This is a genomic window from Amycolatopsis sp. M39 (assembly GCF_001651785.1).
In the GTDB taxonomy this organism is placed as follows: Bacteria; Actinomycetota; Actinomycetes; order Mycobacteriales; family Pseudonocardiaceae; genus Amycolatopsis; species Amycolatopsis rubida.
The window spans coordinates 805,452-825,768 of sequence record NZ_LWSF01000002.1 but is presented as its reverse complement, the minus strand read 5'-3'; the positions used below and the strand labels follow the sequence as shown (position 1 = coordinate 825,768).

The following is a 20,317-nucleotide window of genomic DNA, read 5'->3' as shown; positions in this document are numbered from 1 at the left end:
CCGCACCGCCCACCACAAAACGGCCTGAACTGACAGCAAGGGTTGCCGCAAGATGACCACCAGCACCAAATCCTCGGAGCGCCGGTTCCGCGCGCGCTCGAAGATGCGCAGGCGCCTCGCGGGCGTGCTCGCACTCGGCGTCGCCCTGGTGGGGGCCGGCGCCCTGTACGCCGTCTTCGCCCCGGAACCGCAGACCGCGCAGGCACAGGGCGACCCGGCGCTGCTGCGTCAGGGCGAGCAGGTCTACAACAACACCTGCATCGAATGCCACGGCGCGAACCTGGAGGGCGTCAAGGACCGCGGTCCGAGCCTCATCGGCATCGGCGACGCGGCCGTCTACTTCCAGACTTCCTCCGGCCGGATGCCCGCGGCGCGCCAGGAGGCGCAGGCCGCCCGCAAGCCGCCGAAGCTGACCCCGAGCGAGATCGACGCGGTCGGCGCCTACGTGCAGGCACACGGCGGCGGAGCGCAGCGCCCGGCGGAGCGCGGCGAGGCGCTGCGCGGCAACGACCCGGCGCGCGGCGGCGAGCTGTTCCGGCTCAACTGCGCGTCGTGCCACAACTTCACCGGCCGCGGGGGCGCGCTGTCGGCGGGCAAGTACGCGCCGCCGCTCGACCCGGCCACCGAGGAGCAGATCTACGACGCGATGCTCACCGGGCCGCAGAACATGCCGAAGTTCTCCGACCGCCAGCTCAGCGCGGAGGAGAAGAAGGACATCATCGCCTACGTCAAGTCGGTGTCCGACGGCAACAACGACCCGGGCGGCAACGGTCTCGGCGGGGTCGGCCCCGCCTCCGAAGGCGTCATCGCCTTCGTCGTCGGAATCGCCGCGCTCGTCGGCATTACGCTGTGGATTGGATCGAAGGCATGAGTGCCGAAGGGCCCAAGCCGCCCTCGGAGGCGGAGCTGGCTGAGATGGACCGCGACGAGCTGCTCAAGCTCGGCGGTCAGCTGGACGGCGTCGAAATCGTCGACTACCCGGAGCCGTGGCCGGTCGAGGGCACCCGCGCGGAGCGGCGCGCGCAGCGCCTCGTCGCGTTCTGGTTCGCCCTGTCCGCGCTCGCCGGGCTGGCGTTCGTGGTCGTGATGGCCTGGCCGAAGTGGTGGGAGTACAAGGACCCGAGCGACCCGAGCGGGCACTCGACCTACAGCCTCTACACCCCGGCGCTCGGCGTCACGCTCGGTCTCGCGGTGCTGTCGCTCGGCATCGGCGTGATCCTCTACACCAAGAAGTTCGTCCCGCACGAGACCTCGGTGCAGCAGCGCAGCGACGGCCCGTCCGCGGAGGTCGACCGGGCCACCATCCTGGCCCACCTGGCCGACGCCGGGACCCGCAACGGCATCGCCCGCCGGTCGCTGATCAAGCGCACCGCCGGCGCGGGCGCGGGCGCGCTCGGCCTCGCGGTGGCGGCCCTGCCGATCGCGTCCTTCATCAAGGACCCGTGGAAGGACACCGAGAACAAGGACGGCCTCTGGCACACCGGATGGCTGCCGAACTTCAAGGGCGAGAAGGTCTACCTGCGCCGCAACACCGGCAACCTCGAAGCCGACGTCAAGGAAGGCGTCGCGCTGGTCAAGGNTCGACGCGGGCGCGATGGAGACGGTCTTCCCCTACCGCGAATCGGAGAAGGGCGACGAGAAGGCCCTGTCCGAGGCGCTGATGCGGGTCGACAACCCGGTCATGCTCATCCGGCTGCGCTCGACCGACGCCGCGCGCGTGGTCAAGCGCAAGGGCCAGGAGGACTTCAACTTCGGCGACTACTACGCGTACACGAAGATCTGCAGTCACGTCGGCTGCCCGACCTCGCTGTACGAACAGCGCACGAACCGCATCCTCTGCCCGTGCCACCAGTCGCAGTTCGACGCCCTGCACTACGCGAAGCCGATCTTCGGCCCGGCGACCCGTCCGCTCGCCCAGCTTCCGATCACGGTTGACGAAGAGGGATACTTGATCGCGAAGGGCGATTTCATCGAGGCCATCGGACCGGCCTTCTGGGAGCGTAAGTCATGAGTTCACTCACCACGCCGACCAAGGGCACGAGCGCACTCCAGAAGCACCTGGGCGAGGCCGCGGACAACGCGGACCAGCGGTACAAGCTGGCCAAGGGCCTGCGGCACCAGATGAACAAGGTGTTCCCGACCCACTGGTCCTTCCTGCTGGGCGAGATCGCGCTGTACAGCTTCATCGTCATCCTGCTGTCCGGGGTGTACCTGACGCTGTTCTTCGACCCCTCCATGCAGGAGGTCACCTACCACGGCAGCTTCACGAACATGCAGGGCATGCAAATGTCCCAGGCGTTCCGCACCACGCTGGACATTTCGTTCGACGTGCGCGGCGGCCTGTTCGTGCGGCAGCTGCACCACTGGGCGGCGCTGATCTTCGTCGCGTCGATGATGGTGCACATGCTCCGGATCTTCTTCACCGGCGCGTTCCGCAAGCCGCGTGAAGCGAACTGGGTCATCGGCGGCCTGCTGCTGATCCTGGGCATGTTCGAGGGCTTCTTCGGCTACTCGCTCCCGGACGACCTGCTGTCGGGCACCGGCATCCGCGCGACCCTGTCCGGCATCGTGCTGTCGGTGCCGGTGATCGGCACCTGGATCCACTGGGCGCTGTTCGGCGGGGAGTTCCCCGGCGACCAGATCATCCCCCGGCTCTACACGCTGCACATCCTGCTGGTCCCGGGCATCATGCTGGCGCTGATCGGCGCGCACCTGGCGCTGGTCTGGTACCAGAAGCACACCCAGTTCCCGGGCGTGCGGCGCAAGGAGACCAACGTCGTCGGCGTGCGGATCATGCCGTACTTCGCCCTCAAGGGCGGCGCGTTCTTCACCCTGGTCGTGGGCGTGCTGGCGCTGATGTCCGGCCTGTTCCAGATCAACCCGGTGTGGAACTTCGGGCCGTACAACCCGTCGATGGTGTCCGCGGGGTCCCAGCCGGACTTCTACATGGCCTGGGCCGACGGCATGCTCCGGATCTGGCCCGCCTGGGAGGTCTACCTCGGGAACTACACGATCCCGGCGGTGTTCTTCCCCGGCGCGATCGGGATGCCGATCCTGTTCGCGCTGCTGCTCGGATATCCGTTCCTGGAACGCAAGCTGTCCAAGGACAACGCGTCGCACAACCTGCTGCAGCGGCCGCGCGACGCACCGGTCCGCACCGCGCTGGGCATGATGGCGCTCGGGTTCTTCGCGGTGATCGAGCTGTCCGGCTTCAACGACATCATCGCCGACCAGTTCGACATCTCGCTGAACGCGACGACGTGGGCCGGGCGCATCGGCGTGCTGATCGTGCCGCCGCTGGCGTACTACTTCACCTACCGGATCTGCCTGGGCCTGCAGCGGTCCGACCGTGAGGTGCTGGAGCACGGCGTCGAGACCGGCATCATCAAGCGGCTGCCGCACGGCGAGTTCATCGAGATCCACCAGCCGCTGGGCGGCACGGACAGCCACGGCCACGCGATCCCGCTCGAATACCAGGGCGCGGCGGTGCCGAAGAAGATGAACAAGCTCGGCACCGCGGGCCACGCCGTCCCGGGTTCGATCTGGACGCCGGACCCGGCCGAGGAGAGCAAGGCGCTCGACCGGGCTCGCGGCAACGGCCACGGGAACGGGCACGGGAAGCTCGAAGGCACCGAGGAGTCGACCGAGGTCGGTTCCGGGCACTGAGCCCCTGGGACTCCCGGGTCCCGCAGAACGCCGGAAGGCCCCTTCCTCATCGCGAGGGAGGGGCCTTCTTGCGGTGCTGGGCGGTTCTCCGAGCTGGATGCGGTCGTCCGTCTCGCCGGTCGGCCGGAAGCCCAGCTGCCGGGCAGAAGGGCCGGGAGCTGGGCTTTGCCGGGCAGCCAGCTGACCGTGACGGATTCGGCGTCGCGCTTCGGCCAGCACCGCTTCGACGGCGAACCGTCCGGGTCGCCGCCAGGACGAAGCCGACGAGTTTCTTCTCGGAGCAGATCAGCCTCGGTCAGGCGTTTTCGTGCACGCTAGCGCTGGCGGCGGGGTTCAGAGCCGGATGCGGGCGACGACCTCGCGTTCGTGAAGCTGGCCGGTGGCTGGAATCCCCGCCGCAGATAGAACGGTTCCGGACTGTGCTCGCCCGGCACCCCAAGCACCGTCGCCGACGCTTCTCCGCGACGGCGCGCTTCGGCCAGCACCGCTTCGACGGCGAACTTCCCGTAGCCCTTCTTCTGGTGCTCGGCGGCGATCTTCAGCCGCCAGATGCCGCAGCGGAAGTAGTCGATCGGACAGTCCTGATCGAAAGCGGCCATGACGAAGCCGACGAGGTCGTCGCCGGCGTAGACCAGCCTCGGCCAGGCGATGCCCGGCTGGGCGTGGGCCTCGGCCAGTGACCGGGGCTACGTAATCTTTCTGGTGTGGTGCCACCGCCAGATCGCAGGCCGCGCCCACATTGTCGCTGGTGACCTCGGCCAGCCGCAGTGTCGTCCTGCCCCGGACGTTAGCCCGGGGGTACGACAGTTCTCAGGCTCCTTCGACGCCGATCTCGAACGCGGAGTCGGTGTCGGCGCGCGAGTAGGACCGGAACGCGATGTGGGTGACGGTGTCGAGCACGCCGCGGACCTTGCCGATGCGGCCGGGGATCAGGTCGGCGAGGTCTTCGTGGGCCTGCACGCGCACAGTGGCGATGAGGTCGACGTCCCCGGCGCACGAGTAGACCTCGGACACCTGGTCGAGGTCCGCGATCGCCTGTGCGGCCTGCGGGATTTCCTCGGCCTCTACGTTGATCAGCACGATCGCCGTGATCACAGCGTTCCTCCCACTTCCTGGCGGTAACCGACGTGCGCGATCGTAGCCGGGAACGCGCCCGCGCACGGCGCAGCGGGTGTCTCAGCCCGCGAGGTGTTCGAGCGACCGGGCATCGGCGGCTCGGGCGAGCCAGGCTTGCCATCCGGCGACCGCGGCGGGCTCGGCCCACGGCCGGGTGGTGCGGACGAGCCGGGTCCCCGGCCGGGCGAGCCAGCGCAACAGGATCCCGACCTCCTCGCCGGGAGCACCCCGCAGCGGACCTTCTCCGGGCAGCACGGTTTCCCCCGCAGCGACCAGGGATTCGACCACCGGCATCGGCGGCACCCCACGCCGGGCGACCCCTGCGGAGGCGAGCCTGCCGTAGCGAATGACGGACAGTTCCCAGCCGCCATTGCCGTCCGGGGCCGCGGCGATGAGTTCCGCGACCGACGCGAGCGCGGCCTGCCGGTGTGCGCGGCCGACAGCGCGGACCAGCCCGGCCAGTTCGTCGCGGTGGCGCGNGCGCGCGGCCTGCTCGTAGTGCCTTCGCTCCGACATCTCCTCCAGCCTCGCCGCGGCCAGGTGGAGCGGACGGCCGTCGTGGCCGGCGATGAGCCCGCGGGCAGCTTCCACCGCAGGGGAGTAGTCGGCGACGGTCTGCCTGCCCGCGCACGGGGCTCCGCAACGGCCGAGTTCGGCCAGGACACACGGCGTGCCGGACGCGGCGGTGGCGGAGATGCGTTGCGTGCAGGTGCGCAGCCCGGAAGCGTCGGCGAGAGTCTCCGCGGCGGTGCGCGCGTCGGCTTGGCTGCGGAACGGCCCGAGCGTGCCCGCGCGCGGCAGGCGTACCACGGAAAGCCGCGGGAAAGCCTCGTCGGTGACGCTGATCCACCAGCCGTGGTGCGGGTTTTTCGAACGCCGGTTGTACGCCGGCCGGTGCGCGGCGATCAGCCGCAGTTCGCGGATCTCGGCTTCGAGGGAGTGTGCGCATTCGATGGCGTCCACCCGCTCCGCCAGCGCGACCATCTCCCGGATCCGGCCCCGGCTTTCGGAACCGGTGAAATACGTCCGCACACGCCGTCTCAGGTCGCGCGCGGTGCCTACGTACAGGACTTCGTCGCGCGGTCCCTTGAAGAGGTACACGCCGGGCCGCGACGGCAGGTCGGCGGCGAGGTTTCGCTTGCGCCGCTGGGCTGGCGTGACGTCCGGGAGGTAGTCGATCAGCTCCTCGACGGTGTGCACGCCGAGGTTGCCGACTCGCTCCAGCAACGCGTGCAGGACGTCGGTGGTGGCGCGGGCGTCGTCGAGCGCACGGTGCGTCGGCCGGGTGCGTGCGCCGAGCAGCATGGACAGCGACGACAACCGGTAGCTGCGCGCTTCTTCGCGCGGGATGACGCGGCGCGCGAGCTTCACCGTGCAGACGACGGTGGGGCGCGGCCAGACGTAGCCGTGTCCCTCGCAGGCCGCCTTCATGAAGCTGGTGTCGAAGCCGGAGTTGTGCGCGACCAGCACGGTGCCCGCGATGAACTCCAGGAACGCGGGCAGCACGCGTTCGATCCGCGGCGCGTCGTAGACCATCGCCTGCGTGATCCCGGTCAGCTCGACGATCTGCGGCGGGATCGGCGTGCCCGGGTTGACCAGCGTCGCGAACTCGCCCAGCACCTGTCCGGCGCGGACCTTGACCGCGCCGATCTCGGTGATCCCGTCCGGCCCCGGCTTGGTTCCGGTGGTCTCCAGGTCGAACACGACGAACGTGGTGTCCCGCAGCGGGGTGCCGAGCTCGTCGAACGCCAGCTGAGCCTGGTCCGGCCTCGGTCGGGTCTCCATGATCGCGCACAGTAGGGCCGGCCACCGACAATCTTCGCGCGCGCCGCCCGTGGCCCGATGGTGACCAGTGGAACGGGCCGGTGCGGCGCGCGATCCGGCGGCGGGGCCTACCCTGGACCAATGCACCCTCAGCCCGTCGAACCGGAGGGAGCCGCGGAGGCCGTCGGCCCCTCGGCGGTTCCGGCACGGGCGGGACAGGACGCCGAGGTCCCGGAACCGGGGACGTGTCCGGAACCGGCGACGTGTCCGGAACCGGCGACGTGGACGAGCCTGCCGGAGGCAGTGCGCGAGCGGATCGCCGAACTGGCCGCGGCCGCGGTCGCGAAACTGCCGGTCGCGGACGTGCCGCGGCAGCTGCGGCCGGTCGCGAAGTTCGCCCCGGCCAAGCGCGCGAAGCTCGGCGGCACCGCGCTGCTGGCCGCGTTGGGGGACTCCGCGCAGTTCCGGACCGCGGTGCTGGAGTGGCTGCGCGAGCACCGGACCGACGCGCTGGACCCGAATGTCTCGGATTCCGTCGCTGCCGCTGCCGCCGCGGTGCTGCTCGGCGAATCCGGTTCGGCCGGACGCGTGCGGCTGATCGCGAAGAACGCCGAGGAAACCGCGCTGCGCGCGGAGCGGGACGCGGCGCTGGCCCGGAACCAGCGGCTGGAAGTCGAAATCGCCGAGCTGCGGGCCGAGCTGGAACAGGCGCGCGGGGCGGTCGAGAGCGCGCGCGGCGAACGCGAGGCCGAGGTCGAGAAGCTGCTGCGCCGGCTGCGGGAGCAGGGCGTGCTGCTGCGGCAGGCCAAGGACGCGGCCGAGGCGGCGCGCGCCGAACTGGCAGACGGGGGAGCGACGCGGGAACGCGAGATCGAGATGCTGAACGGGCAACTCGACCGGGAACGCCGCCGGGTCGCCGCCGAACGCACCCGTGCCGAACGGGCGGTCGCGGACGCGGAGATGGCCCGGCAGTCCGCGCGCGAGGCCAGGGAGGCCGACGAGGTCCGGCTGGCGTTGCTGGTCGACACGATCGACGGCGCGGTGCACGGCCTGCGTCGTGAACTCGCCTTGGGCGACCGCGGCGCGCGCCCTGCCGACATGGTGAGCGGCGCGCGGTCCGGACTCGGCCCGGGAGGGCGGATCCAGGACGTCACGGCCCTCGACCGGCATCTGGCGCTGCCGAACGTCCATCTCATCGTGGACGGCTACAACGTCACCAAAACGGGTTATCCGGAACTGGCGCTGGCCGATCAGCGAGACCGGCTGGTGCACCAGCTCTCGGCGCTGGCGGCGCGCACGTCGGCGGAGGTCACGGTGGTGTTCGACGGGGCCGGTGTGCTGTCGGTGCCCGCCGCGGTGCCGCGCGGGGTCAGAGTGCTGTTCTCCGAGCGTGGGGTGCTTGCCGACGACGTGATCCGGTCCTTGGTCGCGGCCGAGCCGAAGGGCCGCCCGATGGTCGTCGCGACGTCCGACCGGGCGGTCGCGGACTCGGTCCGCGCGGGCGGTGCGCATCCGGTGGCGTCGGCGGTTCTCGTCAGCCGATTGGGTCGAGTCTGACCCTGCCCGACGTGCGGGCTCCGGAAATTGTCGGTGGTGCTTCCTACCGTTTGTTCCCGAGGCGATTCCCGGAACCGGTCCGGGGCCTCGCGGACGGACGGAGGCCTGGCGATGGGCGAGAACGAGCGGGAGCGGTTCGGGGTCGGTTCCGGCATGCGTGCGGGAGACGCGACTGGTGCCAGCGGGGGAGTTCCCTTCGCGGCGGGGCCGGGAGATCGGGTCGGCTGTGCGGCGGGCCCGGAAGATCGGAACGCCGGTGTCGATGGCCGGGCGGTTGAGCGCTCTCGGCCGCCGGACTGTCGGGCTGGCGGGGCGCTTGGATGGTTCGGGCCGCTGGATCATGGGGCTGGTGGGGTGGCTGAGCGTTCTGGGCCGCCGGACTGTCGGGCTGGTGGGGCTGGTGGGGCTGCTGAGCGTTCTGAGCCGCCGGACTGTCGGGCTGGCGGGGCGGTTGGATGGTTCGGGCCGCTGGATCATGGGGCTGGTGGGGTGGCTGAGCGTTCTGGGCCGCCGGACTGCCGGGCTGGCGGGATGGCTGAACGGTCCAGCCCGCCGGACCGGGCCGGTCACCCGGGCGGGGCGGGTCCGGCGGTGAGTCTTGCCACTGGGGTGAGTCCGGCCACGGGCCAGGCGCGGGACCGGGATCTGGAGGCGCGCCGGGAAAGCGGCGTTTCGCCGGGTGCTGGCGGGAGCGCTGCTGCCGCGGCTACCGGCGAAGGCGAGTGTGCGGAAGCTGGCAGTCGGCGGCGCTCGGCGCGGCGGCACCCGAGCGCGAAGCGGGCGAAACCTGGTGCCTCCCGCCAGGAAGAGCGGCGTCCAGCCGGCGCGGTGGACGTCGCGGTGGAGGACATCGACGCGTTCGTCGTCGACTGCGACCGGTGTGCGGTGCGCGGGGCGGCGTGTGCCGATTGTGTGGTCAGTGTGCTGCTCGGGCCGCCGGTCGGCCTTGTCTGGGACGCGGCCGAACGGCGGGCTGTCGACGCGCTCGCCGAGGCGGGGATGGTGCCGCGGCTGCGTCTGGTTCCGGAGACCGACAGTAGGTCGGCGTGACACCAGTGGGTGACACTGGCTCGCCGAGTGGTCGCCTCGGTGCGGTGAACGGTAAGTAGTCGAAGGGGTCTTTTGTGCTGCCAGAGCGTGTGACCTAAGTCACGTGTAACTGCCTTGCTGGTCCGATGGTGTTTCGCCGGACTACGGAGAGTTTTTACGGGGGCCCGGTGGACGCGCCGACGGTCTTTTCGTAACCTGGCCGAGATCTCGCGCCAGTCAGCTGTCGGACGACGGCGACGCGGGATCGCCGCCGGTTCGGCTTTGTCGGGGAGTCAGGACCGGAACCAACCACCGTGCGCGGGAATGCTGTTGTGGCACATGACGGCCGGAACGCGGACGGGCAGCGTGCGCGAAGAGGGCCCCCGACCTCTTCCGCGCCGGGGTTCCGGCCACGGCGGCCCGACGAGCAAAGGAGACCCGCGCGGCCGTGCAGTCGCATCCAGTCAAGCGCGTGGTGTCAGGCGCCCTCGCGGCTGCCTCGGTGATCGCAGTAGTCACCGTGGCGCAGCCAGTGGGCACCGCAGCCGCTTCCCCCCTCCCCGTCCTCCAGGCCCCGCCGGACTCCGGTTCGGACGCTCTCGCCAAGTACCGCGACCTCGCGGCGCAGGCGGAGAAGGCGAACGAGGACCTCCTCAAAGCCAAGGACGACCTCACCGCCCGCCAGGGCGACCTCGACAAGGCCAACGGAGACGTGGGCAACGCCCACAACCTCTCCGCGCAGGCGGCCGAGAACGAAAAGAAGTACAAGGTCGACGTCGACAAGTTCGCGAACGCGTCGTTCCTGTCCGGCGTGCAGATGAACAAGCTGTCCGCGCTGCTGGCGGGCACGTCGACGCAGGAGTTCCTCGACCGGTCGTCGGCGCTGGACCAGATCGCGTCGCAGAAGGCCGCCGCGCTGGAGAAGCTCCAGGGCGCGGTCGACCAGGCCAAGTCCGCCGAGAAGCTGGCCTCCGACGCCGCGCAGCGGGCCACCGCGGCGCGCGACGCGGCGGCGAAGCTGACCGAGGACATCACAGCCAAGAAGAAGACGCTCGACGACCAGGTCGCCGAGCTGAAGAAGACCTCGTCGGCGCTGAGCCAGGCCGACCGCAACGCGCAGAAGGACACCGGCGGCGACATCTCGGTGGACCTCGCGAACGCGGGCCCGGCCGCGGCGGCCGCCGTCCAGGCCGCGCTGAGCCAGCGGGGCAAGCCCTACGAATGGGGCGCCACCGGGCCGAGCTCGTACGACTGCTCGGGCCTGATGCAGTGGGCCTACAAGCAGGCCGGCGTCTCGCTGCCGCGTTCGAGCCGCGAGCAGAGCACCACTGGAACGCCGGTTCCGCGCAGCCAGCTGCAGCCCGGCGACCTGGTGTTCTACTACTCGCCGGTTTCGCATGTGGGCATGTACATCGGCAACGGGATGATGGTGCACGCGCCGACCACCGGCGACGTCGTCAAGATCTCGCCGCTGCAGAGCCAGTACGTGGGCGCGCGCCGGGTCGCCTGACCGGACGTTCTCGCTTCCATCGGGGCGGTGCCGCATTGCGCGGCACCGCCCCGGTGTCGTTCACGGGAGCGCTTGACCGGAGGAGCCGACGATGCCGCTCGCGGGCGAGCTGGTGACCGAGACCTTCGCGTACGACCGCGGTCGCCAGGTCACGGTCTACGTTCCGGCGGGTCGGCCCGACGCGGCCGTGTTCGCCGGCGACGGCGAGCTGATCTCGCAGGGGGCAGCGATCTCAAGACCGCCGATGCGCCGCCCACGATGATCGTCGGCGCCCACCGCCTGGCCGATGACCTCCCGGCTCCGCGAGTACTCGCCGGGATTCGATCCGGAGCGGTTTCGGCGCACGAGAGATTCTTCCGTGCGGATCTCGGCCGGTGGGTGCGATCGCGATGCGGAGTCGCACTGCCCGCCGAGCGCACTGCGGTGTCTTGGCGAGGGTGTCTCGGCGAGGGTGTCTCGGCGAGCGGAGAGCTGGCGCTGGCGATGGGGCTTCGGCATCCGGACGTCTACGGCACGGTTCTGTGCTCCTCGCCCGGAGGGGGTTATCGACGCTCCTCGCCCGGAGGGGGGTATCGACCGCCTGCTGACCTGCCGGGTTCGCTTCCGCGCACGGTACGTCGCGCCGGTGCGCGGGAACCGTTCTTCCTCCGGAACGCGATCCGGTGGGCGGACGTACCGCGCGAGGCCGGGGCAGGCGTCGTCGTGACCGAGCGAGCCGGATCGCACGGGGGTCCGTTCCGGCGGGAAGAGTTCCCGCTGAGGGTGGCGTGGGCGTTCGGGAGCTGAAGAAGCCGGCTGGACGTTCCCGCTTCACCGGGGCGGCCCCGCGCGGCTGCTCGTCGGTAGCCTGCGGGGGTGCTGAGGACCCTGCTCGTGACGAACGACTTCCCGCCGCGCCCCGGGGGCATCCAGAATTACCTCAATTCGCTGGCCACCCGGCTGCCCGCGGACGACCTCGTCGTCTACGCGCCGTCCTGGGAACGCAGCAGCGGCTCGCACGTCGAGTTCGACGCGGCCGCGCCGTTCGAGGTGGTACGCCATCCGACCTCGCTGATGCTGCCCACGCCCGACGTCCTGCGGCGCGCGAAGCAGATCATGCGCGCCCGCGGCTGCGAGGCCGTCTGGTTCGGCGCGGCCGCTCCGCTCGCGCTGCTGGGCCATCCGTTGCGGCAGGCCGGCGCGCGCCGGATCGTCGCGTCCACGCACGGGCACGAGGTCGGCTGGTCGATGCTGCCGGGCTCGCGGCAAGCTCTGCGGCGCATCGGCGAGACGGTCGACGTCGTGACGTACGTCAGCAAGTACACGCGCAACCGGTTCGCCGCCGCGTTCGGTCGGCACGCTGGGCTGGAAATGCTGCCGAGCGGCGTCGACACCACGGTTTTCGCGCCGGACCCGGTCGGCCGGGGGGAAATCCGGGCTCGGCACGGGCTTGGCGACCGGCCGACCGTCGTGTGCGTTTCGCGGCTCGTTCCGCGCAAGGGCCAGGACATGCTGATCGCCGCGCTGCCCGCGATCCGCGAGCGCGTGCCCGGCGCGGCGTTGCTGCTCGTCGGGGGCGGTCCGGATCGCAAGCGCCTCAACCAGCTGGCTGCGGCACTGGGGGTGGCCGACGACGTGGTCTTCACCGGCTCGGTCCCGTGGGAGGAACTGCCCGCGCACTACAACGCGGGCGACGTCTTCGCGATGCCCGCCCGCACGCGCGGCAAGGGGCTCGACGTGGAAGGGCTCGGCATCGTCTACCTGGAGGCGTCCGCGACCGGGCTGCCGGTGGTCGCGGGCACGTCCGGCGGGGCGCCGGAGGCGGTGCTGGACGAGGTGACCGGGCACGTGGTCGACGGCCGCGACCCGGGCCAGCTCGCGGAGACTCTGGCGGCCCTGCTCTCCGACCCGGTCCGCGCCCGCAGGATGGGCGAGGCGGGCCGTTCGTGGGTCGCCGAGAACTGGCGCTGGGACACGATGGCGCAACGCCTCTCGACGCTCCTGGACGGCGATCCGGTGGCAGCGGTGCGCTGACCCGGCTCAGGGTTCGTAGATCGCCGGGTGGCGCGGGTCGTCCACGCGGACCACGACGTCCGCGAGGGCACTCGGATCGACTTCGTTCTCGTAGCGTTCGTAGGCGGGCAGCGCCCATTCCTCGGACACGCGGCGGCGCAGCGCGCCCGGCGAAAGCCACAAATGCACCACGAAATCGAACGCCAATCCCGCGCCCAGCAAGAACTCTCCGTCGACCAGGACGACGCCCCGGTCCGGGACCGGGACGCGCGGCAGCCTGGTCGCGCGATCGCGTTCGGCGTCCCACAGCGCGGGCAGCACTTCGCCGCTTCCGTCGTCGGCGAGCGGGTCCAGGACTTCCCGGCGCAGACCGCCTGAATCGAGCCACTCGGCATACCGGGCGTCCGGATTCTGTCTCCCGTGCTCGAAACGGAGTGACGCTGGTCGCAGAAAACCGGCGGCGGGCACGTGCAGTACGGCCCGGCCGAGCAGCTTCAGCGGGTCGGTCAAGGCCTCCGCGAGCGGGCCGGTTCCGGCTGCTCCGTCGAGGGCGACGGCGATTCGCCCGCGGTGGGCGAGCGCGTCGACGCGCTCGGTCAGCTCGGCGGCGAGGGCGTCGGGGGAGATGGGGCGGTAGCGCACGATCGCATGATCCCGCACCGGTTTCCGCCGGTCCCCGATGCCCTGATGGCGGCATGGCCGGCGAGGAGGGCAAGACCGGGCGGAGTGGTGGGGAGACAGCCGTTGCCCGCACGATGCCGTACCCGGGCAGCCGGGTGTGGAGGTTCCTGGTGGGGACGGGATGGAGATCTGGCCCGGCCCCGGCGTCGAGCTGCCACGCGAACGCGGGGCCGGATACGAGACCGAACACGGCACCTGGCGTCCGACGGACTGGGATCACGATTCCTCGCTGGAACTCGAGGTCGCGGATCTCGGCAAGCGCAGCACGCGCAAGATCGCCGGGAGCGCCTCGCGGACGTGGCGGAAAAGGCCGGGCAGCGGGCATATTGGAAACCAGTGGTCGAGCGCGTCGAGGCGGCATTGGCCGAACGCTGACCGAACTGCCCAGGGGGCCTCAGCAGTGAGCGTCGACGAACAAACCGAGGAAATCCCTTACGCGGACGAGGAATTCTGGCAGCATCCGCACGAATGGCTCGCACAGCGGCGCGAGTCCGGCGCGGTGTGCCCGATGACCACCCGCCGCGGAATCCCGTCCTACCTGGTCAGCGGATACGAGCAGGCGCGCGAGCTGCTCAACGATCCCCGGGTCAGCAAGGACAGTGCCGACGTGCAACGGGTGTACGCGGCGAAGGCCGGCCAGGAGGTCCAGGGGCCGGACTTCGGCAACCTGCTCACCCGGCACATGCTCAACAGCGACCCGCCGGTCCACACCCGGCTCCGCAAGCTGGTGAACAAGGCGTTCACCGCTCGCACCGTCGCGCGGCTGCGGCCGCGGATCCAGGAGATCGCCGATTCGCTGCTGGCCGAGATGGCCCGGCACGAGCAGGTCGACCTGGTGCGGGCATTCGCCGAGCCGTTGCCGATCACCGTCATTTGCGAACTGCTCGGCGTGCGGGTCGAGGACCGCGGCGAGTTCACTGCCTGGTCGCACACGCTGCTGTCGTTCTCCGAGGACCCGGAGTGCCAAGCCGCGGCGGCGCGCGACATGCAGAACTACCTGCGGCAGCTGGTCGAGAGCAAGCGCGCCGAACCGGCCGAAGACCTGCTGTCGGACCTCGTGCACGCCAGCGACGAAGGCGATTCGCTCGACGAGGACGAACTGATCTCGATGGCGTTCCTGCTGCTGGTCGCCGGGCACGAGACGACGGTCAACCTGATCGCCAACGCCACGTTCGCGTTGCTGCGTGCGCCCGAGCAGGCGGAGAAACTGCGTGCCGACCCGGGCTTGCTGCCGGGTGCGGTCGAGGAGTTCCTCCGGTTCGACGGGCCGATCAACTTCGCGACGCTGCGCTACACGGTCGAGGAGATCGAGGCGGGCGGCGTCACCGTGCCGACCGGCGAGTTCATGCATATCTCGCTGCTGTCGGCCAACCGCGACCCGGAGAAATTCCCCGACCCGGACACGCTCGACGTCACGCGAGCGCCGGGCGGGCATCTCGCGTTCGGGCACGGCATCCACTACTGCGTCGGCGCGCCGCTGGCCCGGCTGGAGGCGCAAATCGCGCTGGGCTCGCTGCTGGCGCGGTTTCCGGAGCTGAGCTTGGCCGTGCCTGCCGGGGACATCGTCTACCGGCCGAGTTCGCTGGTGCACGGCGTGCTGGCGCTGCCGGTGCGGCTGAAGGGGGCGTAGCGGCGGTCACTGCGGTTCCGCCCATCGCCCGGTTAGGGTCGGCGGGTGGAACCCAGTGCTGCCGATCTCCTCGCCCTCGACGCCGCGCACGTGTGGCATCCCTACGCGCCGATGCCGGGCCGGGTGCCGCCCCTGCTCGTGGAAGAGGCGAGCGGGGTGCGGTTGAAGCTCGCCGACGGACGGGAACTGGTCGACGGCATGTCGTCCTGGTGGGCGGCGGTGCACGGCTACCGGAACCCGGTGCTCGACACCGCGTTGCGGGAGCAGGCCGGGCGGATGAGCCACGTGATGTTCGGCGGGCTCACCCACGAACCGGCGATCACGCTCGCGAAGCGGCTGGTCGAGATGACCCCGGACGGGCTCGAGCACGTGTTCCTGTGCGATTCGGGCTCGGTTTCGGTCGAGGTCGCGGTGAAAATGTGCCTGCAGTACCAGCGTTCCCGCGGGCTGCCCGGCAAACACCGGCTGCTGACCTGGCGCGGCGGCTACCACGGCGACACGTTCACGCCGATGAGCGTCTGCGATCCCGGCGGCGGCATGCATTCGCTGTGGCGCGGAGTGCTGCCGGAGCAGGTTTTCGTGCCCGCGCCGCCGTCCGGGTTCGGCACTCCGGTCGATCAGTCCTATGTGGACGAATTGGCGAAGGCGATCGGGCAGCACGCGGACGAAGTGGCCGCGGTGATCGTGGAACCAGTGGTGCAAGGCGCGGGCGGCATGCGGTTCCACCATCCCGGTTACCTGCGCGCGCTGCGCGAGCTGACCCGGGAACACGACGTGCTGCTGGTGTTCGACGAGATCGCGACCGGATTCGGCCGTACCGGAAGGCTTTTCGCGGCCGAGCACGCCGGCGTGACGCCCGACGTGCTGTGCGTCGGCAAGGCGCTCACCGGCGGCTACCTCACGATGGCCGCCGCGCTGTGCACGCCCGAAATCGCCGGCGGCATCAGCCGTGGCGAACTTCCGGTGCTCGCGCACGGCCCGACGTTCATGGGGAATCCGCTGGCTTCGGCGGTCGCCAACGCCTCGCTCGGCTTGCTGGCCGAAGGCCGATGGCAGGCCGACGTCGCCCGGATCGAAACCGCGCTGCGGCAAGGGCTCGAACCGGCTCGGGAGCTGCCGCACGTCGTGGACGTGCGGGTGCTGGGCGCGATCGGCGTGCTGCAGCTGGATCACGAGGCGGACATGGGCGTCGCGACCGAAGTAGTGACGGCCGAGGGCGCGTGGCTGCGGCCGTTCCGGGATTTGATCTACGCGATGCCGCCGTACATCAGCACTGACGCGGACCTGGCGGTGATCACGTCGGCGATGCGGGCCGCCGCGGCGAAGGCCTGAGGTTACTTCGGGTTTGACATGGCAGCCAGTAGTGGATCTTGCCTAGTTGCGCAACCCGATCGTGGGTAATTCGATAAAGATCCACTCCATAGAGTGGGACATAGCGGACATTTCACAGGAACATCGGTTTCCTGGTCAGCATGAGACGACTTGCCGTGCTTCGCCACGACGTGCCCGCCTCGCTCGTGGTTTTCCTCGTCGCGGTCCCGCTTTCGCTCGGGATCGCCCTCGCGTCCGGCGCCCCGATCGTCGCCGGGCTGATCGCCGCTGTCGTCGGAGGTGTGGTCGCCGGCGCTCTCGGCGGCTCTCCGCTGCAGGTCAGCGGGCCCGCCGCCGGGCTGACCGTGCTGATGGCCGAGACGATCTCCACCTTCGGCTGGGCGGTCACCTGCCTGATCACCGTCCTCGCCGGGGCGCTGCAGATCCTGTTCGGGCTGAGCCGCGTCGCGCGGGCGGCGCTGGCCATCTCGCCGGCGATCGTGCACGGGATGCTCGCCGGGATCGGCATCACGATCGTGCTCGGCCAAGCGCACGTGCTGTTCGGCGGGAAGGCGCGGAGTTCGGCGCTGGAGAACATCGCCCAGCTGCCCGCGCAGATCGCCGCGCACCACGACGCCGCCGCGCTGATCGGCGTCCTGACCCTCGCCATCCTGCTGGCCTGGCCCAAATTTCCCGCGGCGGTAAGGAAAATCCCCGGACCGCTGGCGGCCATCGCGGTCGCGACGGTGGTGTCCCTGGCCGCCGGAATGACGCTGCCGCGCGTCGAACTGTCCGGCGACCTGCTGCAAATCCGTTTCACCCCGCAACTGCCGGACGGCGGATGGGGTCAGGTCGCGGTCGCGGTGATCACGATCGCGCTGATCGCCAGCGTCGAGAGCCTGCTGTCGGCGGTCGCGGTCGACAAACTCCAGAACGGCCCGCGCGCCAACCTGAACCGCGAGCTGATCGGTCAGGGCGCGGCGAACATGGTGTCCGGCGCGCTCGGCGGACTGCCGGTGACCGGTGTGATCGTGCGCAGTTCCACCAACGTCGCGGCCGGGGCGCGCACCCGGGCGTCGGCGATCCTGCACGGCGTGTGGGTGCTGGTGTTCGTGGTCGCGCTCGCCGGGGTGCTGAAGTCGATTCCGCTGGCCGCGCTGGCCGGGCTGCTCGTGCACGTCGGCGCGAAGCTGGTGAATCCCGGTCATCTGCGGCAGGTGCTGCGCCACGGCGATCTGCCGCTCTACCTGGTGACCGTCGCCGGGGTGGTCGTGTTCGACCTGCTGACCGGCGTGCTCGCCGGGATCGTGCTGGCGGTGCTGCTGATGCTGCGCCGGACCGTGTGGTCGGGCGTGCACGCCGAGCACCACGGCGGCGAATGGCGCGTGATTGTCGAAGGTGTGCTGACGTTCCTGTCGGTGCCGCGGCTGACGAAGGTGCTCGGCACGATTCCGGCGGGCTCGAAGGTGACACTGGAGCTGGTCGCCGACTACCTCGACCACGCGGCGTTCGAGAGCCTTTCTTCCTGGCAGCAGGCGCACGAGCGGACCGGCGGCACGGTGGTGGTCGACGAGATCGGGCATCCGTGGTTCGCGAAGGGCAAGGAAGGCCGTCCGACACTCCGGCGCACCGCGGCGGCCGGTGCGATGCCGAGGTGGCTGGCTCCGTGGTCGGCCTGGCAGGCGGTGGACGCGCGGGTTCCGGGGCAGCGGACGCACCGGGGCGCGACCGAGTTCCAGCGCCGGGCCGCGCCGCTGCTCAAGGACGTCCTCAGCGGGCTCGCGCACGCGCAGGAGCCGCACACGCTGTTCATCACCTGCGGTGATTCCCGGATCGTGCCGAACCTGATCACCACGTCCGGTCCGGGCGACTTGTTCACCGTCCGCAACATCGGCAACCTGGTGCCGCCGGGGCAGGCTGATCCGTCGACCAACGCGGCGATCGAATTCGCGGTCGGGGTGCTGGGAGTGCGGGAGATCGTGGTGTGCGGGCACTCCTCGTGCGGTGCGATGGGCGCGCTGGCCAGCGGTCCGCCCGCGGGCACCGCGCTCGCGACCTGGCTGGTGCACGCCGAACCGAGCCGGAAGCGGGCGGGCGCGGTGACCCTCGACGGGGAACGGCCGGAGCGCGAACCGGACCGGCTGGCGTTGCACAACGTCCTGCAGCAGCTGACGCATCTGCGGCAGTATCCGCTGGTGGCCGAGGCCGAAGCACGCGGCGAGCTGGCGCTGACCGGGCTGTACTTCGACGTGGGCGAGGCGCAGGTGTACCTCGCCGACCCGGAGAAGGGCGAGTTCGTGGCCGCGGGAGCGCCCGCGGCGGCCCCGGCGGGCTGACTCGGGCCCTCGCGCGTGCCTCCGGTGCGCGCGAGGGAACCCCGAGTGTTGACATCGGGCAACACGGCAATATCTTGATGGCTCGTGACGACGCTCGTGATGACCGGAACCGGGACCGACGTCGGCAAAACGGTCGCCACCGCGGCGATCGCGGCGCTGGCCCTCGCGCAGGGACAACGCGTCGCGGTGCTGAAGCCCGCGCAGACCGGCGTGCTCCCCGGCGAGGCAGGAGACCTCGCCGAGGTGGTGCGGCTGGCGGGCAAGGACCTGACGGTCCGGGAGCTGCGGCGTTATCCGGATCCGCTGTCCCCGGAAGCCGCTTCCCGTCGCTCCGGGCTCCCGGCTGTGGGTCCCGGGGAAATCGCCGCCGCCGCCAGCGAGCTGGACGCGGCGCACGACCTCACCCTGGTCGAAGGCGCGGGCGGGCTGCTGGTCCGGTTCGACTCGCAGGGGAGCACGCTGGCGGATGTCGCCTGGTCGCTGGGGGCTCCGGTGGTTCTCGTCGCGCAAGCCGGGCTGGGAACGCTCAACACGACTGCGCTGACCGCTGAGGTGGCTACCCGGCGCGGGTTGAACGTCGTGGGGGTCGTCATCGGGTCCTGGCCGGCTGATCCGGATCTGGCTGCTTTGGAGAACCTTCGGGATCTGCCGGTGGCCGGCGGTGCGCCCTTGCTGGGGGTCCTTCCCGCGGGTCTGGGCGCGGCGGATCGGGAGACCTTCGCCGAGCAGGCCAGGCGGGGGTTGTCGCCGTGGTTCGGCGGGGAGTTCGACCCGGAGGCGTTCACCGCGGCCGCCTCCGCCCAGAACTAGCCCCGCCGCGAGGAATCGCCCCGGTTTCGGGACTGAGCGATCCGCTCGGCCCCGGCTCAGCGGATCGGGAGGGGAAGAAACCGGGCCGATTCCTCCGCCGCGACGGAGCCGTGGCGATCAGACACGAGTCGCGGCACTCGAACTCACCGCGAGCGGTTACTCTCAGTCCCGCACACTCGCAGGGAACGCACGCGCAGGGAAGGGAGCCTCGGGTGGTNCGGTCTTCGGCGATGGCCGAGGAGTGGTCGGTGCCGGTGTTGTTTCCGCCGCAGCGGCCGCGGGTGGTGGTGAAGGCTGATCTGCTTCCCGCGGTGAGCGTGCTGTCGACTGCTGCGTTGCTGGGGATTCCGCTGGGGTGGTTGTGGTCCCTGCTGGCTCCGGCGGAGCGGGTGCGGGTGATCGGGACCAGCGGTCAGCTGGCGCCCTTGGAACTGGAGAGCTGGCATCGGTTCGACGATCTGGCCGTGTTCGGGTTTCTGGCGATGGCTGCCGGGTTGCTGATCGGGCTGGTGGTGTGGTTCCTGCGGGAGCGGCGGGGGCCGGTCGTGCTGGCGGCCGCTGCCGGCGGGGCGTTGGTCGCGGCCTGGCTGGGGACGCAGATGGGGCCCGCGTTCGCCAATGCGAAGTATTCGGTGGACGCGCCGCCCGCGTTGGGGACGGTGATTGAGCAGGCGCCCCGGATCGAGACGGGGTGGGTGGTGCTGGCCGCGCCGTTGGTGACTTGCCTGGTTTATGCGTTGATGACGGCGTGGAATGGGCGGGAGGATCTCGGGCGGCGGCTTGGGTGAGTCCTCCGTCCCGGGGGCTCGTCGCCTGGCGGCGACGTTGCCGCGGTTCTGGTTGGGGCCACCCCGAAGCTTGAGGGTGGCTACGGCGCGGGGGTGCTGGTCAAGGTGGGAAAGATGCCTTGACCAG

The 20,317-nt window shown here is 70.8% G+C and carries 17 protein-coding genes and 1 pseudogene; 14 read left to right on the top strand and 4 right to left on the bottom strand.

The window, feature by feature from the left end; translation table 11 throughout:
• Window positions 1-52: 52 nt before the first annotated feature.
• The 3 genes and pseudogenes from A4R44_RS08650 (at window position 53) to A4R44_RS08640 (ending at window position 3,666) form a co-directional block, all read left to right on the top strand.
• On the top strand, window positions 53-871 hold the full coding sequence (locus A4R44_RS08650) for a c-type cytochrome (protein ID WP_067577950.1): 819 nt from the start codon (window positions 53-55) through the stop codon (window positions 869-871).
• Window positions 868-2,011, top strand: a pseudogene (locus tag A4R44_RS52250) (ubiquinol-cytochrome c reductase iron-sulfur subunit). Before A4R44_RS08650 ends, A4R44_RS52250 begins: the two are co-directional and overlap by 4 nt.
• Window positions 2,008-3,666 carry a cytochrome bc complex cytochrome b subunit gene (locus A4R44_RS08640; protein WP_067577947.1) on the top strand — a complete coding sequence of 553 codons (1,659 nt, stop codon included), beginning with the start codon at window positions 2,008-2,010 and terminating at the stop codon, window positions 3,664-3,666. Before A4R44_RS52250 ends, A4R44_RS08640 begins: the two are co-directional and overlap by 4 nt.
• Window positions 3,667-3,980: 314 nt before the next feature.
• On the opposite strand, the gene A4R44_RS52245 is transcribed toward A4R44_RS08640, so the two are convergent.
• The 3 genes from A4R44_RS52245 to A4R44_RS08625 all read right to left on the bottom strand — a co-directional run bounded on the left by A4R44_RS52245 (window position 3,981) and on the right by A4R44_RS08625 (window position 6,567).
• Window positions 3,981-4,265: a GNAT family N-acetyltransferase gene (locus A4R44_RS52245; RefSeq protein ID WP_338080435.1), complete on the bottom strand. Its 285-nt coding sequence runs from the start codon at window positions 4,263-4,265 to the stop codon at window positions 3,981-3,983.
• 211 nt (window positions 4,266-4,476) lie between these two features.
• Entirely contained in the window at window positions 4,477-4,761 is a 285-nt protein-coding gene (locus A4R44_RS08630; RefSeq protein WP_009074830.1) for an Lrp/AsnC family transcriptional regulator, read from the bottom strand.
• Between the two features lie 81 nt (window positions 4,762-4,842).
• The gene (locus A4R44_RS08625) at window positions 4,843-6,567 is read right to left on the bottom strand and encodes a DEDD exonuclease domain-containing protein (RefSeq protein ID WP_067577945.1); all 1,725 of its coding nucleotides are present in this window, start codon (window positions 6,565-6,567) and stop codon (window positions 4,843-4,845) included.
• A gap of 120 nt (window positions 6,568-6,687) precedes the next feature.
• Here A4R44_RS08625 and A4R44_RS08620 point away from each other — a divergent pair, with 120 nt between their 5' ends.
• From A4R44_RS08620 to A4R44_RS08595, 6 genes are all read left to right on the top strand, one after another.
• The gene (locus A4R44_RS08620) at window positions 6,688-8,103 is read left to right on the top strand and encodes an NYN domain-containing protein (protein ID WP_067577943.1); all 1,416 of its coding nucleotides are present in this window, start codon (window positions 6,688-6,690) and stop codon (window positions 8,101-8,103) included.
• A 349-nt stretch (window positions 8,104-8,452) separates the two neighbouring features.
• The gene (locus A4R44_RS08615; RefSeq protein ID WP_157904836.1) at window positions 8,453-8,698 is read left to right on the top strand and encodes a hypothetical protein; all 246 of its coding nucleotides are present in this window, start codon (window positions 8,453-8,455) and stop codon (window positions 8,696-8,698) included.
• 233 nt (window positions 8,699-8,931) lie between these two features.
• Window positions 8,932-9,153 carry a hypothetical protein gene (locus A4R44_RS08610; protein ID WP_067577939.1) on the top strand — a complete coding sequence of 74 codons (222 nt, stop codon included), beginning with the start codon at window positions 8,932-8,934 and terminating at the stop codon, window positions 9,151-9,153.
• Between the two features lie 427 nt (window positions 9,154-9,580).
• Entirely contained in the window at window positions 9,581-10,642 is a 1,062-nt protein-coding gene (locus A4R44_RS08605) for an NlpC/P60 family protein (protein WP_067577937.1), read from the top strand.
• Window positions 10,643-10,733: 91 nt separating this feature from the next.
• Window positions 10,734-10,904, top strand: a complete 171-nt coding sequence (locus tag A4R44_RS48890; protein ID WP_198545205.1) for a hypothetical protein — start codon at window positions 10,734-10,736, stop codon at window positions 10,902-10,904.
• Window positions 10,905-11,497: 593 nt separating this feature from the next.
• The gene (locus A4R44_RS08595; protein ID WP_198545204.1) at window positions 11,498-12,655 is read left to right on the top strand and encodes a glycosyltransferase family 4 protein; all 1,158 of its coding nucleotides are present in this window, start codon (window positions 11,498-11,500) and stop codon (window positions 12,653-12,655) included.
• Window positions 12,656-12,661: 6 nt separating this feature from the next.
• On the opposite strand, the gene A4R44_RS08590 is transcribed toward A4R44_RS08595, so the two are convergent.
• The gene (locus tag A4R44_RS08590; protein ID WP_067578175.1) at window positions 12,662-13,276 is read right to left on the bottom strand and encodes a uridine kinase; all 615 of its coding nucleotides are present in this window, start codon (window positions 13,274-13,276) and stop codon (window positions 12,662-12,664) included.
• 160 nt (window positions 13,277-13,436) lie between these two features.
• On the opposite strand from A4R44_RS08590, the gene A4R44_RS08585 reads away from it, so the two are divergent.
• The 5 genes from A4R44_RS08585 to A4R44_RS08565 all read left to right on the top strand — a co-directional run bounded on the left by A4R44_RS08585 (window position 13,437) and on the right by A4R44_RS08565 (window position 20,190).
• Window positions 13,437-14,945 carry a cytochrome P450 gene (locus tag A4R44_RS08585; RefSeq protein ID WP_232791533.1) on the top strand — a complete coding sequence of 503 codons (1,509 nt, stop codon included), beginning with the start codon at window positions 13,437-13,439 and terminating at the stop codon, window positions 14,943-14,945.
• A 45-nt stretch (window positions 14,946-14,990) separates the two neighbouring features.
• Window positions 14,991-16,277 carry an adenosylmethionine--8-amino-7-oxononanoate transaminase gene (locus tag A4R44_RS08580; RefSeq protein ID WP_095213237.1) on the top strand — a complete coding sequence of 429 codons (1,287 nt, stop codon included), beginning with the start codon at window positions 14,991-14,993 and terminating at the stop codon, window positions 16,275-16,277.
• Window positions 16,278-16,417: 140 nt separating this feature from the next.
• A complete protein-coding gene (locus A4R44_RS08575) occupies window positions 16,418-18,592 on the top strand; it encodes a bifunctional SulP family inorganic anion transporter/carbonic anhydrase (RefSeq protein WP_198545203.1) in 2,175 nt (724 codons plus the stop codon).
• 84 nt (window positions 18,593-18,676) lie between these two features.
• Window positions 18,677-19,402 carry a dethiobiotin synthase gene (gene bioD / locus A4R44_RS08570; RefSeq protein ID WP_067577931.1) on the top strand — a complete coding sequence of 242 codons (726 nt, stop codon included), beginning with the start codon at window positions 18,677-18,679 and terminating at the stop codon, window positions 19,400-19,402.
• Between the two features lie 230 nt (window positions 19,403-19,632).
• Complete coding sequence (locus tag A4R44_RS08565) at window positions 19,633-20,190, top strand: DUF2567 domain-containing protein (RefSeq protein ID WP_067578169.1); 558 nt, start codon at window positions 19,633-19,635, stop codon at window positions 20,188-20,190.
• The last annotated feature ends 127 nt before the right edge of the window (window positions 20,191-20,317 follow it).

Excerpts from the sequence above, each read along its gene's own strand:
- A4R44_RS48890 (WP_198545205.1), top strand. The coding sequence starts at position 10,734 with ATGCCGCTCGCGGGCGAGCTGGTGACCGAGACCTTCGCGTACGACCGC.
- A4R44_RS08650 (WP_067577950.1), top strand. The coding sequence starts at position 53 with ATGACCACCAGCACCAAATCCTCGGAGCGCCGGTTCCGCGCGCGCTCG.
- A4R44_RS08640 (WP_067577947.1), top strand. The coding sequence starts at position 2,008 with ATGAGTTCACTCACCACGCCGACCAAGGGCACGAGCGCACTCCAGAAG.
- A4R44_RS08565 (WP_067578169.1), top strand. The coding sequence starts at position 19,633 with ATGGCCGAGGAGTGGTCGGTGCCGGTGTTGTTTCCGCCGCAGCGGCCG.
- A4R44_RS52245 (WP_338080435.1), bottom strand. The coding sequence starts at position 4,265 with ATGGCCGCTTTCGATCAGGACTGTCCGATCGACTACTTCCGCTGCGGC.
- A4R44_RS08585 (WP_232791533.1), top strand. The coding sequence starts at position 13,437 with ATGGAGATCTGGCCCGGCCCCGGCGTCGAGCTGCCACGCGAACGCGGG.
- A4R44_RS08575 (WP_198545203.1), top strand. The coding sequence starts at position 16,418 with ATGAGACGACTTGCCGTGCTTCGCCACGACGTGCCCGCCTCGCTCGTG.
- A4R44_RS08620 (WP_067577943.1), top strand. The coding sequence starts at position 6,688 with ATGCACCCTCAGCCCGTCGAACCGGAGGGAGCCGCGGAGGCCGTCGGC.